Origin of the sequence: Nocardia sp. CC213A, assembly GCF_030766805.1 — a bacterium.
Lineage (GTDB): Bacteria > Actinomycetota > Actinomycetes > Mycobacteriales > Mycobacteriaceae > Nocardia > Nocardia otitidiscaviarum.
In genome coordinates, this window is the sequence record NZ_JASFXA010000031.1 from 1 (window position 1) to 17,077 (window position 17,077).

The 17,077-nt window shown below is 67.4% G+C and carries 16 protein-coding genes; 11 read left to right on the forward strand and 5 right to left on the reverse strand.

Annotated elements, in window-relative coordinates:
* From infB to car, 5 genes are all read left to right on the forward strand, one after another.
* A partial coding sequence (infB, locus tag QJS31_RS35145) for a translation initiation factor IF-2 (RefSeq protein ID WP_306358819.1) occupies positions 1–2,101 on the forward strand: 2,101 nt, incomplete at its 5' end.
* 135 nt (positions 2,102–2,236) lie between these two features.
* A complete protein-coding gene (locus QJS31_RS35150; protein WP_282783785.1) occupies positions 2,237–2,527 on the forward strand; it encodes a DUF503 domain-containing protein in 291 nt (96 codons plus the stop codon).
* 24 nt (positions 2,528–2,551) lie between these two features.
* On the forward strand, positions 2,552–3,001 hold the full coding sequence (gene rbfA, locus QJS31_RS35155; protein WP_039815975.1) for a 30S ribosome-binding factor RbfA: 450 nt from the start codon (positions 2,552–2,554) through the stop codon (positions 2,999–3,001).
* A 145-nt stretch (positions 3,002–3,146) separates the two neighbouring features.
* Positions 3,147–4,187 carry a bifunctional oligoribonuclease/PAP phosphatase NrnA gene (locus QJS31_RS35160; RefSeq protein ID WP_282783787.1) on the forward strand — a complete coding sequence of 347 codons (1,041 nt, stop codon included), beginning with the start codon at positions 3,147–3,149 and terminating at the stop codon, positions 4,185–4,187.
* 333 nt (positions 4,188–4,520) lie between these two features.
* Positions 4,521–7,991: a carboxylic acid reductase gene (car, locus tag QJS31_RS35165; protein ID WP_282783771.1), complete on the forward strand. Its 3,471-nt coding sequence runs from the start codon at positions 4,521–4,523 to the stop codon at positions 7,989–7,991.
* Here car and QJS31_RS35170 read toward each other — a convergent pair.
* Genes QJS31_RS35170 through QJS31_RS35180 form a run of 3 tightly spaced genes read right to left on the reverse strand, consistent with a single transcriptional unit; the run spans position 7,971 to position 9,560 of the window.
* Positions 7,971–8,843 (reverse strand): helix-turn-helix transcriptional regulator, encoded by an 873-nt coding sequence (locus tag QJS31_RS35170; protein ID WP_306358820.1) that lies wholly within the window; start codon positions 8,841–8,843, stop codon positions 7,971–7,973. The genes car and QJS31_RS35170 overlap by 21 nt on opposite strands.
* Complete coding sequence (locus QJS31_RS35175; RefSeq protein ID WP_282783775.1) at positions 8,840–9,361, reverse strand: DUF6879 family protein; 522 nt, start codon at positions 9,359–9,361, stop codon at positions 8,840–8,842. Before QJS31_RS35175 ends, QJS31_RS35170 begins: the two co-directional genes overlap by 4 nt.
* The gene (locus QJS31_RS35180) at positions 9,342–9,560 is read right to left on the reverse strand and encodes a hypothetical protein (RefSeq protein ID WP_282783777.1); all 219 of its coding nucleotides are present in this window, start codon (positions 9,558–9,560) and stop codon (positions 9,342–9,344) included. Before QJS31_RS35180 ends, QJS31_RS35175 begins: the two co-directional genes overlap by 20 nt.
* A gap of 333 nt (positions 9,561–9,893) precedes the next feature.
* Here QJS31_RS35180 and QJS31_RS35185 point away from each other — a divergent pair, with 333 nt between their 5' ends.
* Together QJS31_RS35185 and QJS31_RS35190 are read left to right on the forward strand one after the other, a co-directional pair.
* A complete protein-coding gene (locus QJS31_RS35185; RefSeq protein ID WP_282783778.1) occupies positions 9,894–10,394 on the forward strand; it encodes a hypothetical protein in 501 nt (166 codons plus the stop codon).
* A 260-nt stretch (positions 10,395–10,654) separates the two neighbouring features.
* A complete protein-coding gene (locus QJS31_RS35190) occupies positions 10,655–12,208 on the forward strand; it encodes an HNH endonuclease signature motif containing protein (RefSeq protein WP_306358821.1) in 1,554 nt (517 codons plus the stop codon).
* A 30-nt stretch (positions 12,209–12,238) separates the two neighbouring features.
* Here QJS31_RS35190 and QJS31_RS35195 read toward each other — a convergent pair whose 3' ends face one another.
* Complete coding sequence (locus tag QJS31_RS35195) at positions 12,239–12,928, reverse strand: cysteine hydrolase family protein (RefSeq protein ID WP_306358822.1); 690 nt, start codon at positions 12,926–12,928, stop codon at positions 12,239–12,241.
* 158 nt (positions 12,929–13,086) lie between these two features.
* Between QJS31_RS35195 and QJS31_RS35200 the strand changes: the two genes are divergently transcribed.
* The 4 genes from QJS31_RS35200 (at position 13,087) to QJS31_RS35215 (ending at position 15,917) form a co-directional block, all read left to right on the forward strand.
* Positions 13,087–13,311, forward strand: a complete 225-nt coding sequence (locus QJS31_RS35200) for a hypothetical protein (protein WP_306358823.1) — start codon at positions 13,087–13,089, stop codon at positions 13,309–13,311.
* 168 nt (positions 13,312–13,479) lie between these two features.
* Entirely contained in the window at positions 13,480–13,917 is a 438-nt protein-coding gene (locus tag QJS31_RS35205) for a DUF2628 domain-containing protein (RefSeq protein WP_306358824.1), read from the forward strand.
* Between the two features lie 170 nt (positions 13,918–14,087).
* Complete coding sequence (locus QJS31_RS35210) at positions 14,088–14,339, forward strand: hypothetical protein (RefSeq protein ID WP_282783783.1); 252 nt, start codon at positions 14,088–14,090, stop codon at positions 14,337–14,339.
* A gap of 153 nt (positions 14,340–14,492) precedes the next feature.
* A complete protein-coding gene (locus QJS31_RS35215; RefSeq protein ID WP_306358825.1) occupies positions 14,493–15,917 on the forward strand; it encodes an MATE family efflux transporter in 1,425 nt (474 codons plus the stop codon).
* Here QJS31_RS35215 and QJS31_RS35220 read toward each other — a convergent pair.
* Positions 15,914–17,041, reverse strand: coding sequence for a Rieske 2Fe-2S domain-containing protein (locus QJS31_RS35220; RefSeq protein ID WP_306358826.1), 1,128 nt, complete (start codon positions 17,039–17,041; stop codon positions 15,914–15,916). The two genes, QJS31_RS35215 and QJS31_RS35220, sit on opposite strands and share 4 nt — an antisense overlap.
* Between the last annotated feature and the right edge of the window lie 36 nt (positions 17,042–17,077).

The following is a 17,077-nucleotide window of genomic DNA, read 5'->3' on the forward strand; positions in this document are numbered from 1 at the left end:
TCCGGGCGGTGGCCCGGGTGGCGGCGGTCGTCCGGCCGGTGCCGGTGGTCCGTACCGCGGTGGCGGTGGCGGTGGCGGCACGGGTGCTCCGGGTGCCGGTGGCGGCGGTGCCGCCGCGGGTGGTTTCCGCGGTCGTCCCGGTGGTGGCGGCGGTGGCCGTCCGGGTGCCGGTGGTCGCGGTGGCGCGGCCGGTGCCTTCGGTCGTCCCGGTGGCGCTCCGCGTCGTGGTCGCAAGTCGAAGCGGGCGAAGCGCGCCGAGTACGAGTCGATGCAGGCGCCCGCCGTCGGCGGCGTGCGGCTGCCGCGCGGCAACGGTGAGGTCATCCGCCTCGCCCGCGGCGCGTCCCTCTCGGACTTCGCGGAGAAGATCAACGCCAACCCGGCCTCGCTGGTACAGGCGCTGTTCAACCTCGGTGAGATGGTCACCGCGACCCAGTCGGTGAGCGAGGAGACCCTCGAGCTGCTGGGTGCGGAGATGAACTACGTGGTGCACGTGGTCTCGCCCGAGGACGAGGACCGCGAGCTGCTGGAGAGCTTCGACCTCACCTACGGCGAGGACGAGGGCGACGAGGAGGACCTGCGGGTCCGTCCGCCGGTGGTGACCGTCATGGGTCACGTCGACCACGGTAAGACCCGACTGCTGGACACCATCCGCAAGGCCAACGTCCGCGAGGGCGAGGCCGGCGGCATCACCCAGCACATCGGCGCCTACCAGGTGCTCTCGCACGTCAACGACGCCGACCGGCTCATCACCTTCATCGACACCCCGGGTCACGAGGCGTTCACCGCCATGCGTGCCCGCGGTGCGAAGGCGACCGATATCGCGATCCTGGTGGTCGCCGCCGACGACGGTGTCATGCCGCAGACGGTGGAGGCCATCAACCACGCGCAGGCCGCCGACGTGCCGATCGTGGTGGCGGTCAACAAGATCGACAAGGAAGGCGCGAATCCGCAGAAGATTCGCCAGCAGCTGACCGAATACGGTCTGGTGGCCGAGGAGTACGGCGGCGAGACCATGTTCGTCGACATCTCCGCCAAGCAGGGCACCAATATCGAGTCGCTGCTGGAGGCCGTCGTGCTGACCGCCGACGCGGCGCTCGACCTGCGGGCGAACCCGGATATGGACGCCCAGGGCGTGGCCATCGAGGCGCACCTCGACCGCGGTCGCGGTCCGGTCGCCACGGTGCTGGTGCAGCGCGGCACGCTGCGCGTCGGCGACTCCATCGTCGCCGGTGACGCCTACGGTCGCGTCCGCCGCATGGTGGACGAGCACGGCGAGGACGTCACCGAGGCGCTGCCGTCGCGTCCGGTCCAGGTCATCGGCTTCACGTCGGTGCCGGGCGCGGGTGACAACCTGCTGGTCGTCGAGGAAGACCGCATCGCGCGCCAGATCGCGGACCGGCGCAACGCGCGCAAGCGCAATGCCCTGGCCGCGCGCAGCCGCAAGCGCATCTCCCTGGAAGATCTGGACGCCGCTCTGAAGGAGACCTCGGAGCTGAATCTGATCCTCAAGGGCGACAACTCCGGTACCGTCGAGGCCCTCGAGGAGGCGCTGCTCGGTATCGACGTCGGCGACGAGGTGCGGCTGCGGGTCATCGACCGCGGTGTCGGTGGCGTCACCGAGACCAACGTCAACCTGGCCTCGGCCTCGGACGCGATCATCATCGCGTTCAATGTGCGCGCCGACGGCAAGGCGACCGCGCTGGCCAACCGCGAAGGCGTGGACGTCCGGTACTACTCGGTCATCTACCAGGCCATCGACGAGATCGAGAAGGCCCTCAAGGGCATGCTCAAGCCGATCTACGAAGAGGTCGAGCTGGGTCGGGCGGAGATCCGCCAGATCTTCCGCTCCTCCAAGTTCGGCAATATCGCCGGTTGCATGGTGCTGTCGGGTTCGGTCAAGCGCAATGCCAAGGCTCGCCTGCTCCGCGACAATGTCGTGGTCGCCGAGACGATGACCATCGCCTCGCTGCGACGCGAGAAGGAAGACGCCATGGAGGTCCGCGAGGGCTTCGAATGCGGTATGACCGTCACCTTCAACGACATCAAGGAAGGCGACATCATCGAGGCCTACGAGCTGCGGGAGAAGCCGCGCGACTAGGCGAGTGAACAGCGTCCCGCCGGGCCCGAGGGGTCCGGCGGGACGGTGCTCCCGCCGCGCGCAGCGGCGGGTTCTCATATCCCTGACCGGGTAACTCACGCGCATTTCCCGGGGCGCGTTCATATGACTGAAAAGCTGTTTTTCGGAGCGCTGGAGTTCGATATCTTGCTCGGTGACGTGCGTTCACTGAAGGAGAAGCGCTCCGTCATCCGCCCGATCATCGCCGATCTGAAACGCTTCGGCGTGAGTGTCGCCGAGGGCGGGGAACACGATCTGTACCGGCGTTCGCTGCTCGGTGTGGCGATTGCCAGCTACGGCATGAATCATCTGACCGAAGTGTTGGACAAGTGTGAACGGCACGTCGCGTACCGACCGGAGTTAGAGTTGCTGTCGGTACGCCGCCGCGTCTTCGGACCCGAAGACTGAAAGACGAGTTAGGAGGGACGTCCCATGGTTGATCAGGCCAGGGCACGCCGACTCGCGAAGCGGATCTCCACGATCGTGGCCACTGCCATCGAATACGAGATCAAGGATCCGCGGCTGCGTTTCGTGACCGTCACCGATACCAAGGTGACCGGAGATCTACGCGAGGCCACCGTCTACTACACGGTGATGGGGGAAACCCTGGACACCGAACCGGACTACGCGGAAGCGGCGGCCGGACTGGAGAAGGCCAAGGGCATTCTGCGCTCCAAGGTGGGCGCGGGCACCGGGGTGAAGTTCACCCCCATCCTGTCCTTCGCCCTCGATACCGTGCCGAACGCGGCGCGGGAGATGGAGGAGTTGCTCGCCCGCGCCCGGGCCGCCGACGCCCAGGTGGCGCAGGTGGCGGCGGGAGCCAAGCACGCGGGTGACGCGGATCCGTACAAGTCCGACCGCGACGACGACGCCGAGGACTGAGACGGGTGACGGCGCGGGCCGGTGGGTACTACCCCGGTAATGTGTATTACCGACCGGTCCGCTATCGGGCGGGAATGGAGCCGTCGTGAGTGAGGCCGTGGACGCCGATAACAGCACCGCCACGAGCGCCGATCCCTCCCCTGTGATGAACGATTCGGGTGTCGCACCCGTGGTGGCCGGGATCGGCGCCGAAGAACCGAGCAGTCCGGTCGACCTGTCCGCCGCCGTCGACGTGTTGGACACCGCGCGATCGGTCACGGTGCTCTGCCACGTCCAACCCGATGCCGACACCATCGGCAGCGGACTGGCGCTGGCGCAGGTATTGCACCGGCGCGGGGTGCCGGTGCGGGTGTCCTTCGCGGAACCGGCGGAGGTGCCCGTCTCCATGCGCTCACTGCCCGGTATCGAACTCCTGGTGCCGCCCGATCGGGTGCCCGCCGAGGTCGACGTGCTGGTGGCGGTGGACTGCGGCAGCGTGGGGCGCCTCGGAACGTTGCGCGACCGCCTCGCCGGTGCCCGGGTGAGCCTGGTGCTCGATCACCACCGCTCCAACACCCGCTTCGGCACCGTCAATGTCATCGACGAATCCGCGGAATCCACAGCGGGTTTGGTGGTTCGGGTGCTGGACGCCTGGGGCGAACCCATCGACCGCCCCATCGCGCACTGCCTCTTCGCGGGACTGGTCACCGATACCGGTTCCTTCAAATGGCCGCGCCCCGGCTCGCACACCCTCGCCGAACGCCTGCTGGCCACCGGTATCGACGGCGCCGCCATCACCCGCACCCTGATGGACACCCATCCCTTCGCCTGGCTGCCCATGCTCTCCAAGGTTCTCGGCTCCGCCCGCCTGGAGCCCGCGGCCGCCGGTGGCGCGGGCCTGGTCTACGCCTTCGTCCGGCGCGACGACACCGCGGGCGTCCGCTCGGAGGAGGTGGAGAGCGTGGTCGATATCGTCCGCACCACCGCCGAGGCCGAAATCGCCGCCGTCTTCAAGGAATCCCGCACCACCCCCGACCTCTGGACGGTCTCGCTGCGCTCGCACGCCCGCCCCGACGGCACCCCGGGCGTCGATGTCGCCCGCATCGCCACCACCCTCGGCGGCGGCGGTCATCGCTACGCGGCGGGCTACACCACCTCCGGCACCCCGGACCAGCTCGTGGCCACGCTGCTCGCCGAACTCGGCTGATCCACAGGACGATCCATGCCTTCGCGCCTGCCCGGTGTCGAGGAGCCGGTTCGCCGACAGTGAGGATCGTCACCGCGTGTCGTGCCGCGGTGGCGTCGTGTGGACCTGCCGGGTGGGGAATATCGCCGTGATCGGGGGGCGAGCGGCCGACCATCGCATTCGGGACCCACTGGCGGGGAGCGCGCCGCGCGGCCACGTTGTTACCCGATGGTTCTTGACAGCGGCGGCCGTAAGGCGGACGCTGAGATAGTTACTAAAGCTAAGTTAATTGTGACATGTCCCGTCCGCCGCGTGCGGATGTAATGAATCCGGCAATTGTGCAGGAGGTTGGTCATGCTCGATGATGCACGCGCCGAACGGCGTGAACGGCGAATCGCGGACGCGCTGGCCGATGATCAGGTGCGCGAGGCGGTGGCGGACGCCGCCGTGAGCGACTCGGTGCGCCGGGCGGAGGTGCGACTCGCGAGGATCGTCGACGCGGTGATGTCGGGGTACGGGGACCGGGCGGCCCTGGCGTGGCGGCGGTCGGAGCTCGTCGACGGGGCGGTGCGGCTGCTGCCCGAATACTCGACCATGACCTACCGCGAACTGTGGCGACGAGCCGGCGCGGTCGCGGCCGAATGCGGCGCTGATGCCGAATCCCCGGTCCGCGCAGGTGATTTCGTATGCACGCTGGGCTTCACCAGCCCGGACTACACGGTGGTGGATCTGGCGCTGGTCCGGCTGGCCGCGGTGGCGGTGCCGCTCCAGGCCAGCGCCTCGGTGGCCCAGTGGCGGTCGATCATGGCCGAGACCGAGCCGCGGATGCTGGCGACCAGTGCCGAAACGCTCCCGGCCGCGGTCGAAGCCGTCCTCGGCGGATTCGCGCCGCGCCGGGTACTCGTCTTCGACTACCGGCCCGAGCTCGAGGCGCACCGGTCGGCCGTCGACTCGGCGCGCGAGCGGCTGGCCGAGGTGGGCTGCCAGGTCGCCACCGTGGCCGATGCCATCGACCGCGGGGCGAGTCTCCCCGCACCCCTGTGCATTCCGTCCGACCGTGAACGGCTCGCCCTGCTCATCTACACCTCCGGCAGCACCGGTGCTCCCAAAGGCGCCATGTACACCGACCGGCTCGCAGCCGGTTTATGGTTGTCGGCGAACGACATTCGAGTACCGGCCCTCACCATGAACTACATGCCGCTCAGCCATGTCGCGGGCCGGATGTCCCTCTACGGCACGCTGATGCGCGGCGGCACGGCCTATTTCGCCGCCGCCAGCGATATGTCCACCCTCCTGGATGATTTCGGTCTGGCGCGGCCCACCGAACTGTTTCTGGTGCCGCGCGTGTGCGAGCTGCTCCACCAGCGCTATCAGAGCGAGTTGGACCGGCGGGTGCTCGCGGGTGACGATGTCGAGACCGCCGCCACCGACGTGAAAGCGGAACTGCGGGAACGGGTGCTGGGTGGGCGCTACCTCACGGCGCTGTCGGGGAGTGCGCCGCTGGCCGCCGAGATGAAGACCTTCATGGAATCGTTGCTCGACGATGAGCTGCACGATGGCTACGGCTCCACCGAGGCGGGTGGCAGCGTGCTGCTGGACAACCGCATCAAGCGGCCTCCCGTACTCGACTACCGGCTCGTCGACGTCCCCGAACTGGGCTACTTCCGCACCGACAAGCCCCACCCGCGTGGGGAATTGCTGCTGAAGACCGAAAGCATGTTTCCCGGCTACTACAAGCGCCCGGAGATCACCGCCGAGATGTTCGACGCGGACGGCTTCTACCGCACCGGTGACGTGGTGGCCGAACTCGGCCCGGATCAGCTGGTGTACGTGGACCGCCGCAACAATGTGCTGAAGCTGTCGCAGGGCGAGTTCGTCACCGTGGCCGCCCTGGAGGCCGTGTACGCGACGAGTCCGCTGATCCGGCAGATCTTCGTGTACGGCTCGAGCGAACGCGCGTACCTGCTGGCGGTGGTGGTGCCGACGGACGAGGTGCTGGCGCTGCCGGCCGCGCGGGCGCGTACGGAGGTGGGGGAATCGCTGCACCGCATCGCCAAGGAATCGGGCTTGCAGCCGTACGAGATCCCGCGCGAGGTGCTCATCGAATCCGAGCCCTTCACCATCGACAACGGTTTGCTCTCGGGTATCGGAAAACTGCTGCGGCCCAAGCTCAAAGAGCACTACAGCGAGCGCCTGGAGCGGCTGTACACCGAACTGGCACAGCAGCGCGAGGACGAGCTGACCACGCTGCGGCGCGGCGCGCACGAACGCCCGGTTCTGGAGACCGTGACCCGTGCGGCCGGTGCCGTGCTCGACCTGGCCGCCGGGGAGGTGTCGCCCGACGCCCACTTCGCGGATCTGGGCGGCGATTCCCTGTCCGCGCTGTCGTTCTCGACCCTGCTGCGGGATATCTTCGGCGTGGAGGTGCCGGTCGGTGTCATCGTCGGCCCGGCCACGGATCTGGCGCGGATCGCCGAATACCTGGTGGCCGAACGTGATTCCGGCACCCGGCCGACCGCCGCCGCCGTGCACGGCGACGACGGACTGCTGCGCGCCGACGATCTCGCGCTGGAGGCATTCCTCGATTCCGGCACGCTGGCTGCGGCCACGCGCCTGTCGGCCCCGACGGACCCGCCGCGCACGGTCCTGCTGACCGGCGCCAACGGCTATCTCGGCCGCTTCCTCGCCCTCGAATGGCTACAGCGTCTGGACGATTCGGGCGGCACCCTGATCTGCCTGGTCCGCGGCAGCGACGCCGACGCCGCGCGCCGCCGTCTCGACGCGGTGTTCGCCACCGGCGATCCGGAGCTGGAAGCCCACTACCGCGACCTCGCCGGGCGGCGGCTGCGCGTCCTGGCGGGCGATATCGGCGAACCGAATCTCGGCCTGAGCGAACAGGACTGGCGCGACCTCGCCGAATCCGTCGACGTGATCGTCCATCCGGCCGCCCTGGTCAACCACGTCCTGCCCTACGCCCAGCTGTTCGGCCCCAATGTCGTCGGCACCGCCGAGGTCATCCGCCTGGCCCTGACCGCGAGGCTGAAGCCGGTCACCTACCTGTCCACCGTGGCCGTATCCGCCGGTATCGACCCGGAGACGTTCACCGAGGACGGCGACATTCGCGAGATCAGTCCGGTACGCCGCCTCGACGATGGTTACGCCAACGGCTACGGCAACAGCAAATGGGCCGGGGAGGTGCTGCTCCGCGCCGCCCACGACCGTTTCGGGCTCCCGGTGGCGGTCTTCCGCTCCGATATGATCCTGGCCCACAGCCACTACGCCGGACAGCTCAACGTGCCCGACATGTTCACCCGCCTGCTGCTGAGTGTCCTGGCCACCGGCCTGGCGCCCGGCTCTTTTCACGATGCGCACGGCCGCCGCCATCGTACCCACTACGACGGCCTCCCAGCCGATTTCACAGCCGCCGCCGTCACCACCCTGGGCGCTACGCCCACGAGCGGCTTCGACACCTACGACGTCCTCAACCCCCACGACGACGGCATCTCCCTGGACACCTTCGTCGACTGGCTCATCGACGCGGGCCACCCCATAGACCGCATCGACGACTACGCCGACTGGTTCACCCGCTTCGAAACGGCCCTGCGCGCCCTACCCGACCGGCAACGCCAGCACTCCCTGCTACCCCTCCTGCACGCCTACCGCCGCCCCACCCCACCCCTCCCCGGAGCCGCCCTCCCCGCCAAGCACTTCCGCGCCGCCGTCCAGCAGGCGAAACTCGGCCCGGAAGGGGATATCCCGCACCTGGACCGGGAGTTGATCGAGAAGTACGTCAGCGACCTGCGCCTACTGGGACTGCTCGGGTGAGGGTGGCTCTCCGCCGCGTGCTGTCCGAGCCGCTATCGCACGCCGGATCAGGGCGCGGGCAGCGTCTCCTGTCACCGACTGCCCGGCCAGCACGTCGAATGCCCGACCGTACTGGGCTATCTCCCGAGGCTGGGTGACAGTCAGTTCGGCCGTTACGGTTTCGATCATGACCCGGGCATGGTCGAACATGGCGAAGTTGGTCATCGACACCCGATACGGCGACTCGACGGGGACGATCCCGAGCGCGACCCTCGGCATGCCGAGCACGGCGGACAACCGGTCGAGCTGACCGATCATCGTCTGATCGCTGCCCACCGTGGTCCGTAGGGCTTGCTCCGCGATGATGAAGTGGAACCTGTGGTTTCGGCGGTACAGGATCTGCTGGCGTTCCATCCGTTTGGAGACGCCCGCATCGATGTCGTCGGGCACCTGCTGGAACTCGACAACGCTCCGGAGTACCGCCTCGGCATACTCCGCCGTCTGCAGCAGACCCGGAATCAGGAACGGGTGATAGATCCGCATGACCTCGGTTTCGGCTTCCAGCCTGATCGAAACCTGTTGTCTGTGCTTGGTTCCGGTGCCGAGAACGCGTCGCCACTCGAGCCACGCGGCTTCGATGTTCCGCAGGGTTGCGATCAGGTCCGGTATCTGAGCCTCGGAGCCGGTGTGAGCGCACCACACCCGGATGTCTGCATCGGCGGGCTTGGTTTTGCCGTACTCGATCTTCGAGACCTTGGACTGATGCCAGCCGGCCCGACGGGCGAGCTCGGTGCCGCTGATACCCGCGTCCTGGCGGAGCTCTCGGAGTCGAGCCCCGAGCGCTTCCTTTGCCTGTTCCAGCGAACCGGTCACGCCTCGACGTACTCCGACAGGGGAGTAGCCAGTGACCAGACCCGTTCCTTCACACTTCGGACGTAGGAGACGATCCGAGGGTCGGTGGTCACGGCCCCGCCGACCCAGCGTCCGTTCGCACCGGGCTCGAATACGGTGAATGCCACGACCGAGTCGTCGAACAGCCACCAATCATCCGCGGTCAACTCGTCGGGGGCGATCAGATGCCGCGGCAGATAGCGAACGTCCTCGCCCGCTTCGACATTGAGGCGGGCAACGTGTTTCGCATACCGGGTGTAATCGTTGTGCGGCACCGTAACCACCCGTGCCCGATTGACGGCCACTCCACGACCGGTGGTCGCCCGTACGTGGCTCAGCCACGGCTGAAACCACCCGTAATCGTCGGGTTCGTCGGCGAGGAACCGTACCAGCGGTGGATAGTCCGCCGGGTAGTAGTCGTCCCGCACCTCGAGGTGGAAGGCTTCCCGTTCGGCCTGCCGAAACAGGTCGTTGAACGCTTCACCGTGTGCGAGCAGCATCTCCGTAAAATGTCCTTCCCAGCTTGGCGACCTCGACGCAGGTCTCATCGGGGTAGATGTCCATCTGTCGCAACGCTTCCAGGTCGGTGACCGACGCACCGGACAGAACGAAGGTCCCGCGACCCGTATCGGTCAGGGTCGCCCCGATGAACGTGCCCGGCAGCGCGAAGCCCAACAGCAGATGGGGAATCTCGATCATGCCCGGTGTGCCTGTCCGCCAACCTTGGACGACGTAGGTACCCCTGTCCGTCGCATACAACGAGGGACACCCGCCACCTTCGGTGCCGCCTTTGCCGAGAAACTGTAACCGCATTGTTCGACCCCCACATCGGTGCAAGCGAATTCATGCTCGTATCAGTTCGATGATCCCCCAACGAAGTCGGCTTCGTAGCTGAACAGTCAATATAAGCATTCTCGAGCATAGTCATGGACGAGCGCTGCCCGCAGTACTTAGCGTGAAGTCCGAGCGCTCGGTGGCGGTGCGGTAGTCCCGCTCCCGAGCCTCGACCAACCACCGGACAAGGGGAGCAGGATGGCGAGGCGGACCTGGCTCGGCGAGTTCCCCGGCGGCGTACTCGAACTCGACGCCTACGACGACGATGACGCCGACGGGTATCCGGGCGTGTACCTGGAGATGCGCGGCGCTGTCGGCGAACCCCCGCGAGGAGACGACATGCGTTACAGGCCAACGGCAATCGGGTACCTGCGGACCGACGTATCCGCCACGGCCCGGTTCCATGACGAGTCGCGCATCCGCGAACTGGCCGCCCGGCTCGGCTACGACTTCGCCGACATGATCGTCTACGACCAGAAATTCGGTCGGCCGCCACTGGCCCGGCTGAAGTCCCAGATCGGCCGGCTCGGCGCACGAGCTGTCTTCGTGCCCGGCCTCGTGCATTTCGAGGGCGGGCAGGTGCCCGGATCGCTGACCGAACTGGTCGACGTCATCACCGTGTCGCCGGAAGCGACGTACGAGCGTCGAGCAATACCGTCATCACCAAAGTTGCCACCCCGCAAGGTGAATGGGGCCTAGCGGCATTCTCGCCCTGTGTCGAGCCGGATAGCCGTCGTTATCGTACTCGTCTCGACTTCCTCGCTCCGATAACCGGCTCGGTGATCCGCGCAGGCGCGGCAGCTGCGATTCGTGACATCTCCGGCTTGCCCAACTTCGCTTTCGATGCCGAAGTTCATTTCCTGATGAAGGCGATGAATCCGGCATTTCGGGTCTGAACATCCGCAGTTCAGATAGCCGGTGCCCTTCTGCCGCAATGTATTTCGCGATAGAATGGACGCATGAATCCGGGGGAAGGAATCCACGACATCAGCGGTATCGCCGCTGTGCGCGCGGGCTTGACCGCGTTGCAGTCCGTGGACCTCACCGGCTTCGACGATAGCGAGTTCGAGGGTTTGCTGGCCGAGTTCGAAACCTGCCGCCGCATAGTCGAGTCGGTGTCGCATCGGCTGCTGATCGAGATCGGGGATCGGGCTCTGCCGCGCATGGTCGGACGGCGGGGCCTGCACCGGTATCTGGTGGAAACCCTGCGCCTATCGCGGTTCGAGGCCGCCTCCCGCATCGACGCCGCCCACGCCCTGGGCGTGTTCCACGAACCCAGCGGCGCGGTACTGGAACCGTCGCTGCCCGTCACCGCGGCCGCGCATGCCGAGGGCGCGATCTCGGCCACCCACGCCCGCGCGATCATGCGGGTGATGGACCGGATACCCGACGCCGTCGACACCGCCACCCGCGCGGTCGCCGAACACCACCTCGCCGACGCCGCCCGGGTGTTGGCTCCCGAACAGGTCACCCACGTCGGAGACCGGCTGCTGGGGTTCCTCGACCCCGACGGCACCCTCACCACCGACCGAGACCGCGCCCGCCTGCGAGGGTTCACGCTGTCCCCGCAACGCATCGACGGAATGTCACAGGTCACCGGCTACGTCGACCCCGAACTGCGGGCGCTGCTCGACACCGTCCTGGCCAAGTGGGCACGCCCGGGCATGTGTATGCCCGACGACCCTGACAGCCCACAACTGGGGAACCGTTACTCTGCCTGCGTCCACCCCGATCGGCACGGCCTCGCCGGGCACTGCCCGGGTGGGTGCGGCGGCGATGGGTGCGGCCCGGGTGGGTGCGGCTCCGACTGGTCCGACCCCGACACCGGCCACCCCGCCGGGCGCACCTCTGACGGATGCGTCTCCGGTGGAAACCTCGCCGATGGTGTCGCGCGCGATGGTGTCGACCCGGCGCGGCTTCGCGCGGCGATCGGCCGTGACACCCGCACCGCCGCTCAGCGCAATCACGATGCGTTGAAAGCGTTCCTGTCTTCCGGTGGTGGCCCCGGCCGCCACGATCTGGGCAGCCACCGTGGGGTACCGGTCGCGGTCACCCTCACCATGACCGTCGAGGATCTGCTGCGCGGTGCCGGACACCACGGCAAGCCCCTCTACCTCGGCGAAGGCCCCCGCCTGGCCAGCGGTTGGCAGCGCCGCGCCAAGACCGCCATCGAACGCGACTGCACCCGCCCCGGCTGCACTGCCCCGGCGACGATGTGCGCGATGCACCACATCGTGCCGTGGGCCAAGGGCGGTCTCACCGATATCGACAACCTGACCCTGGTCTGCGACAGCTGCCACGCCCAGATCACCGCCGACCCCGACAACCCGAACGGCTGGACCACCGACACCGCCCCGCCCGGAACAGCACTGGCCGGACGCACCCGGTGGCGACCCCCGGTCGGCATCGACCCGGCACGCCGCCCACAGGTCAACCACCTCCACCACCCGGAGTACATCCTGGCCGAGAGTCTGAAACGCTACCGCGCCAAACTCACCCGCCTCCGCAACTGACCCACCCGCACCGAGACCGCACACGCCCGCTCACGGTGTCGGCACCGAGACGGCTGTCTCATCCCAATAGCCGGCGTCGCGCCCGTAGTTGGGCGTGGTGAAGGCGCGATCCCACGCGGCGCCCTCGGCGAGCAGTTCACGCCAGGGTGAGATCTCGACGTAGAGCACCCGCATCGAGTCGAGGGCTGCGTCGTGCAGTGCGGGTCCGTCGGTGGAGACGGCGTCTTCGGCGACCGCCACCTCGTAGTTGCGCTCCAGGGCCGCGCGTGCGGTCGCTTCGACGCAGACGTTCGTCTGCAATCCCGCGACGAGGAGGCGTCGCACCCCGAGGTTTCGGAGAATCGGGTCCAGTTCGGTGTAGGCGAAGAAGCTGTTCCGGGTCTTCTCGAGCACCAGATCGCCTGGCATCGGTGCGACGGCCGCGAGCAGTTCCCCGCGCCACTGCTGTTCGGCGGCAGTGGCTTTCGGAATGCGATCGGCGCGAGCCCGCAGGTGTCGCGCTGCCCGCGGATCGGCGGCCAGCAGACCCGCCGGACTGGCGACCTGCCGCGAGTAGACGATCGGAATGCGCGCAGATCGGGCCGCGGCCAACAGATCGGCACATTCCGCGACTGTTTCGTCCAACCGCCAGATCGGCGGCCAGCCCAGCGCATCCCGCACCCGGTCCCCGGGGATATAGCCGTTCTGCATGTCGATCATCAACACCGCGAGATCCGCCATGACGCATCGTCTCCTCGTTCCGCCCGAGCCGAATAGGGTGACCCATCGATCATCCACCGCCTCCTCGGAGACCGGGAGTGCCTGTTCGAACCCTGGCTCACCGGCAACTCGTGATGTCAGGCGCGGATGCCCGCTCCGTTCGAACGTAGAGTGAGCGAGTGGAGTCGGACAGTCAACTGGAGGACTTGCGGTCGGTCCTCTCATGCGTCTTCGAAAAGCTCGGCGCCGAAAGCCTCACCGAGCCCGACCGAGTCGAACTGGAGGCGCGTGCCGAGGTCGTGCAGGACCGGATCGACGCGATACAGGACGCCGTCGGCGACGAGGAGCACGCACCCATCCGGACCACGCTGGTGCCGGAGCCTGCGGGCGATCGGTTGTTCTGATGTGGCGCTGAACCGAGTCTCGGATCCACGGTCAAATGTCCGATTCGTGGCTTGTGCTACCGTCCTGGACGCTCCGGCCGATCAGCCTGAACCGGATGTGGTCCTGCCGGAGTCGAGCGCGGGCCACGAGGCTGGAGACGCCGAACGACCTGGATGGGGGAAACACCGATGGGGTATCAGACGAGCACACCGGCCACCTACGACGATCTGAAGCCGAAGTGGCGCGAGCGGTTCGCGTTCTTCGACTCCTACGGACACCCCGGTGCGCCGGAATACCGCCAGGCGGTACGCGGTCTGCCGTTCCGCAAGCAGATGCTCGTGGGGTCGAACTTCATCGCCTTCTTCTTCGGGCCGATCTATTTCTTCGTTCTCGGTCTCTGGAGGAAGAACCTCTCGCTGCTCGGAATCTGGGTCGGGGTCGTTGTCGCGATCATCGCACTGGAAGCGATCATGGAGACAACGGTGCCCGACCTGGTTGCCCGAGGTGTCGGTTTCGGTATGGCCGCGCTGTACATGTCGACCGCGAACTACGCCTATTACCTGCAGCGCACGCGTGGGATCCAGGGGTGGAACCCCTTCGAGGGGATGGGCAAGCGCGCGCCGTAGCCGTTCGTCGGCCCGTCCACGTGCTCTTCACCGGTCGACACCGAGAAGCCGTTTGTCGGTTCGATTGCCGCGGTGAATCGACAACGGGGACGAGGTTGCCGGTGAGACGGCATCAGAACCGCGCCTTGTCATCTCTCACCGGAGGTGCTGTTCTGTGGCAGTCTGGCCGCGTGCGTGAGAGTGAAAAGGCCAGGCATGAAAGCGGAGTCGCTGCGATCATCGAGAGGATCGCGGTCAACAACGGGGGAGCCTTCGGGGTGGAGGTTGGCGTCGGGAGAAGGGTTGAGGTTCGACCTTCGACGCAGCGGATGGCTCAGCCCGCCCGAGTACTCTTCCTCTGTTCGGTGTTCACCGCTGTTCTGCTGGCGGTCCTCCTATGCGTGGGAGTGACTTTCTTCGGGTTCCTGGTCTTCCTCTTCTAGCGGCACGGTTCGCCAGTTCCGGATCGGTACACGGATACGGTTCCGGCCGGCGAATGGCCACACCCCAATCGCCAGGGCGGCTTCGAGCCGGGCCTGCGGGCTTGCCGCGGCTGGTGCTCGGAGCATGTCGGCGGCGTGTGCGATTGTGATCGAATGCGCGAGGGTGATGGCGAAGTGGTCGGGGAGTCGGAGGTCGCGGCGCGGAGTGACGCGGAGACGGTGACCACCGTGCGCCCGGATCGGGGCGCGGATGCGGCTGACGCGGGTCCGCGGCGGATACTCGGTATCGCCGTGCCCACGCTCGGCGTGCTGGTGGCCGAACCGCTCTACCTGCTGTTCGATATGGCCGTCGTGGGTCGGCTCGGGGCGTTGGCGCTGGCCGGGCTGGCGGTCGGGGGATTGATTCTGGTGCAGGTGTCGGCGCAGTTGACGTTCTTGAGTTACGGCACCACGGCGCGGGCGGCGCGGCGGCACGGGGCCGGGGATGAGCGCGGGGCCGTGGGGGAGGGGGTGCAGGCGAGTTGGATAGCGGTCGGGGTGGGGCTGGCGATCGTCGTTGTCGTGCAGACGTTGGCGGGGCCGGTGACCCGGGCCATCGCGGGTGGTTCCGAGATCGCCGACGAGGCGCTGCCGTGGTTGCGCATCGCCCTGTTCGGGGTGCCGCTGATTCTGCTGTCGATGGCCGGGAACGGGTGGATGCGCGGCGTGCAGCAGACGCGGCGTCCGCTGCTGTATGTGGTTGCGGGACTGGCGCTGTCGGCCGTGGTGTGCCCGGTGCTGGTGCACGGGCTGCTGGGCGCGCCGCGCCTGGAGCTGGCGGGTTCGGCTGTCGCCAATCTCATCGGGCAGTGTGTGACCGGCGGGCTGTTCGTGCGCGCGCTGTTCCGCGCCCGGGTGCCGCTGGCTCCGCGACCCGACATCATGAAGGCGCAACTGGTGCTGGGCCGCGACCTCATTGCCCGCAGCCTGGCCTTCCAAGCCTGTTTCGTCTCCGCGGCGGCGGTGGCGGCCCGCTTCGGCGCGGCCTCGGTGGCCGCCCACCAACTGGTCCTGCAACTGTGGAATTTCCTGGCCCTGACCCTGGATTCGCTGGCCATCGCGGCGCAGACGCTGGTGGGTGCGGCGCTGGGCGCGAACAACGTCCGGGGCGCACAGGGACTCGCGCGCCGGATCACCGGCTGGTCCACGATCTTCGCGGTGGCGCTGGCGGTGGTTTTCGCCTTGGGGCACACCGTGATTCCGCTGCTGTTCACCGACGACGCCGGAGTGCTGGACCGCACCCACGTGGTGTGGTGGTTCTTCGTCGCCATCATCCCCATCGCGGGCGTCGTCTTCGCTTTGGACGGCGTGCTGCTCGGCGCGGGTGACGCCGCCTTCCTGCGCAATGCCACCCTCGGTTCGGCCCTGCTCGGCTTCCTGCCGGTCATCTGGCTCTCGCTCGCCTACGACTGGGGGATCGCCGGAATCTGGTGGGGCCTGGTCGCTTTCATGGTGCTGCGCCTGATCACGGTGTCGTGGCGGACGCTGTCGGGACAATGGGCGCGCACGGGCGCCGAGCTGCCGCGCCGCCTCGCCTAATCCCGCTGTTCCAGGTTGGCCGCCACTTCGGCCTGCCAGGCCCGGTTGGCGTGCGTGGTGTCGACCTCGAATTCGAAGCGCTGCGTCATCTCCGGCGTCACATCGGCGACGTCCACGTAGAACTGCTCGTACCAGCGGCGGTGCTGGTACACCGGCCCGTCCTCCTGGGTGAGCAGCGGATTGTCGATGCGGGTCTTGTGTTTCCAGATCTCCACGTCCTGGAGGAAGCCGACGCCGAAGCTCTTGGCGAACGCCTTGGCCAGCTTGTCGGCCTTCTCGGGCGGCAGTCCGGGAATCCGCTGCACGCTCACCCCGTACTGGAGGACGAACGAGTCCTGGGTCACCGGATAATGGCAGTTGATCAGCACCGCTTCGACGGTGTAGTCCTCGAAGTCGTTGTGCAGGTAGTTGATCATGTATGACGGCCCGTAATACGAAGCCTCCGAACGCAAGAGCGCCATCTGCGAATAGTTCGATCCGGTGGCCATGTCGGGCCGACCCTTCGACCGCAGATACTGCGTCGCCACATGTCCTTCGAAGACGTTCTTGAAGTACACCGGATACGCGAAGTGGATATAGAAGAAGTGCGCCATATCCACGTTGTTGTCCACGATTTCGCGGCAGTGCGAGCCCTCGATGAGCATGGAGTTCCAACTCCAGTCGCTCCACAGGTCGGTCTCGATGCCCTCGATGTGGGGAATGGTGACCTCGGGCGGCGGGGGATTGCCCTCCGGGTCGTTCCACACGAACAGTTGCCCGTTCTCCTCGCAGGTGGTCCACGACCGCGTGCGCGCCAGCGGCGGTACCCGGCGCGCGTAAGGGATTGCGGCACAGCGTCCGTCGCCGCGCCAGCGCCAGTCGTGGAACGGGCAGGCGATATCGTCGCCCTTGACGCTGCCGTAGGAGAGGTCCGCGCCCATATGGCGGCAGTAGCCGTCCAGCACGTGCAGCTCACCCTTGCTGTCCGCCCAGACGACGAGCTTCCCGCCGAACGCCTGGATCGCGTGGGGTTGACCGTCGCGGAAGGTCTCCGCCAGTCCGAGGCAGTGCCATCCGCGCGCATAGCGGGTCATCGGCTGCCCCACATCGATGGACCGATAGGTCTGGCTTCGAGTGTGCGCCATGAGCCGAGGGTAAGCACCTCGGCGCAAAATTGCAAC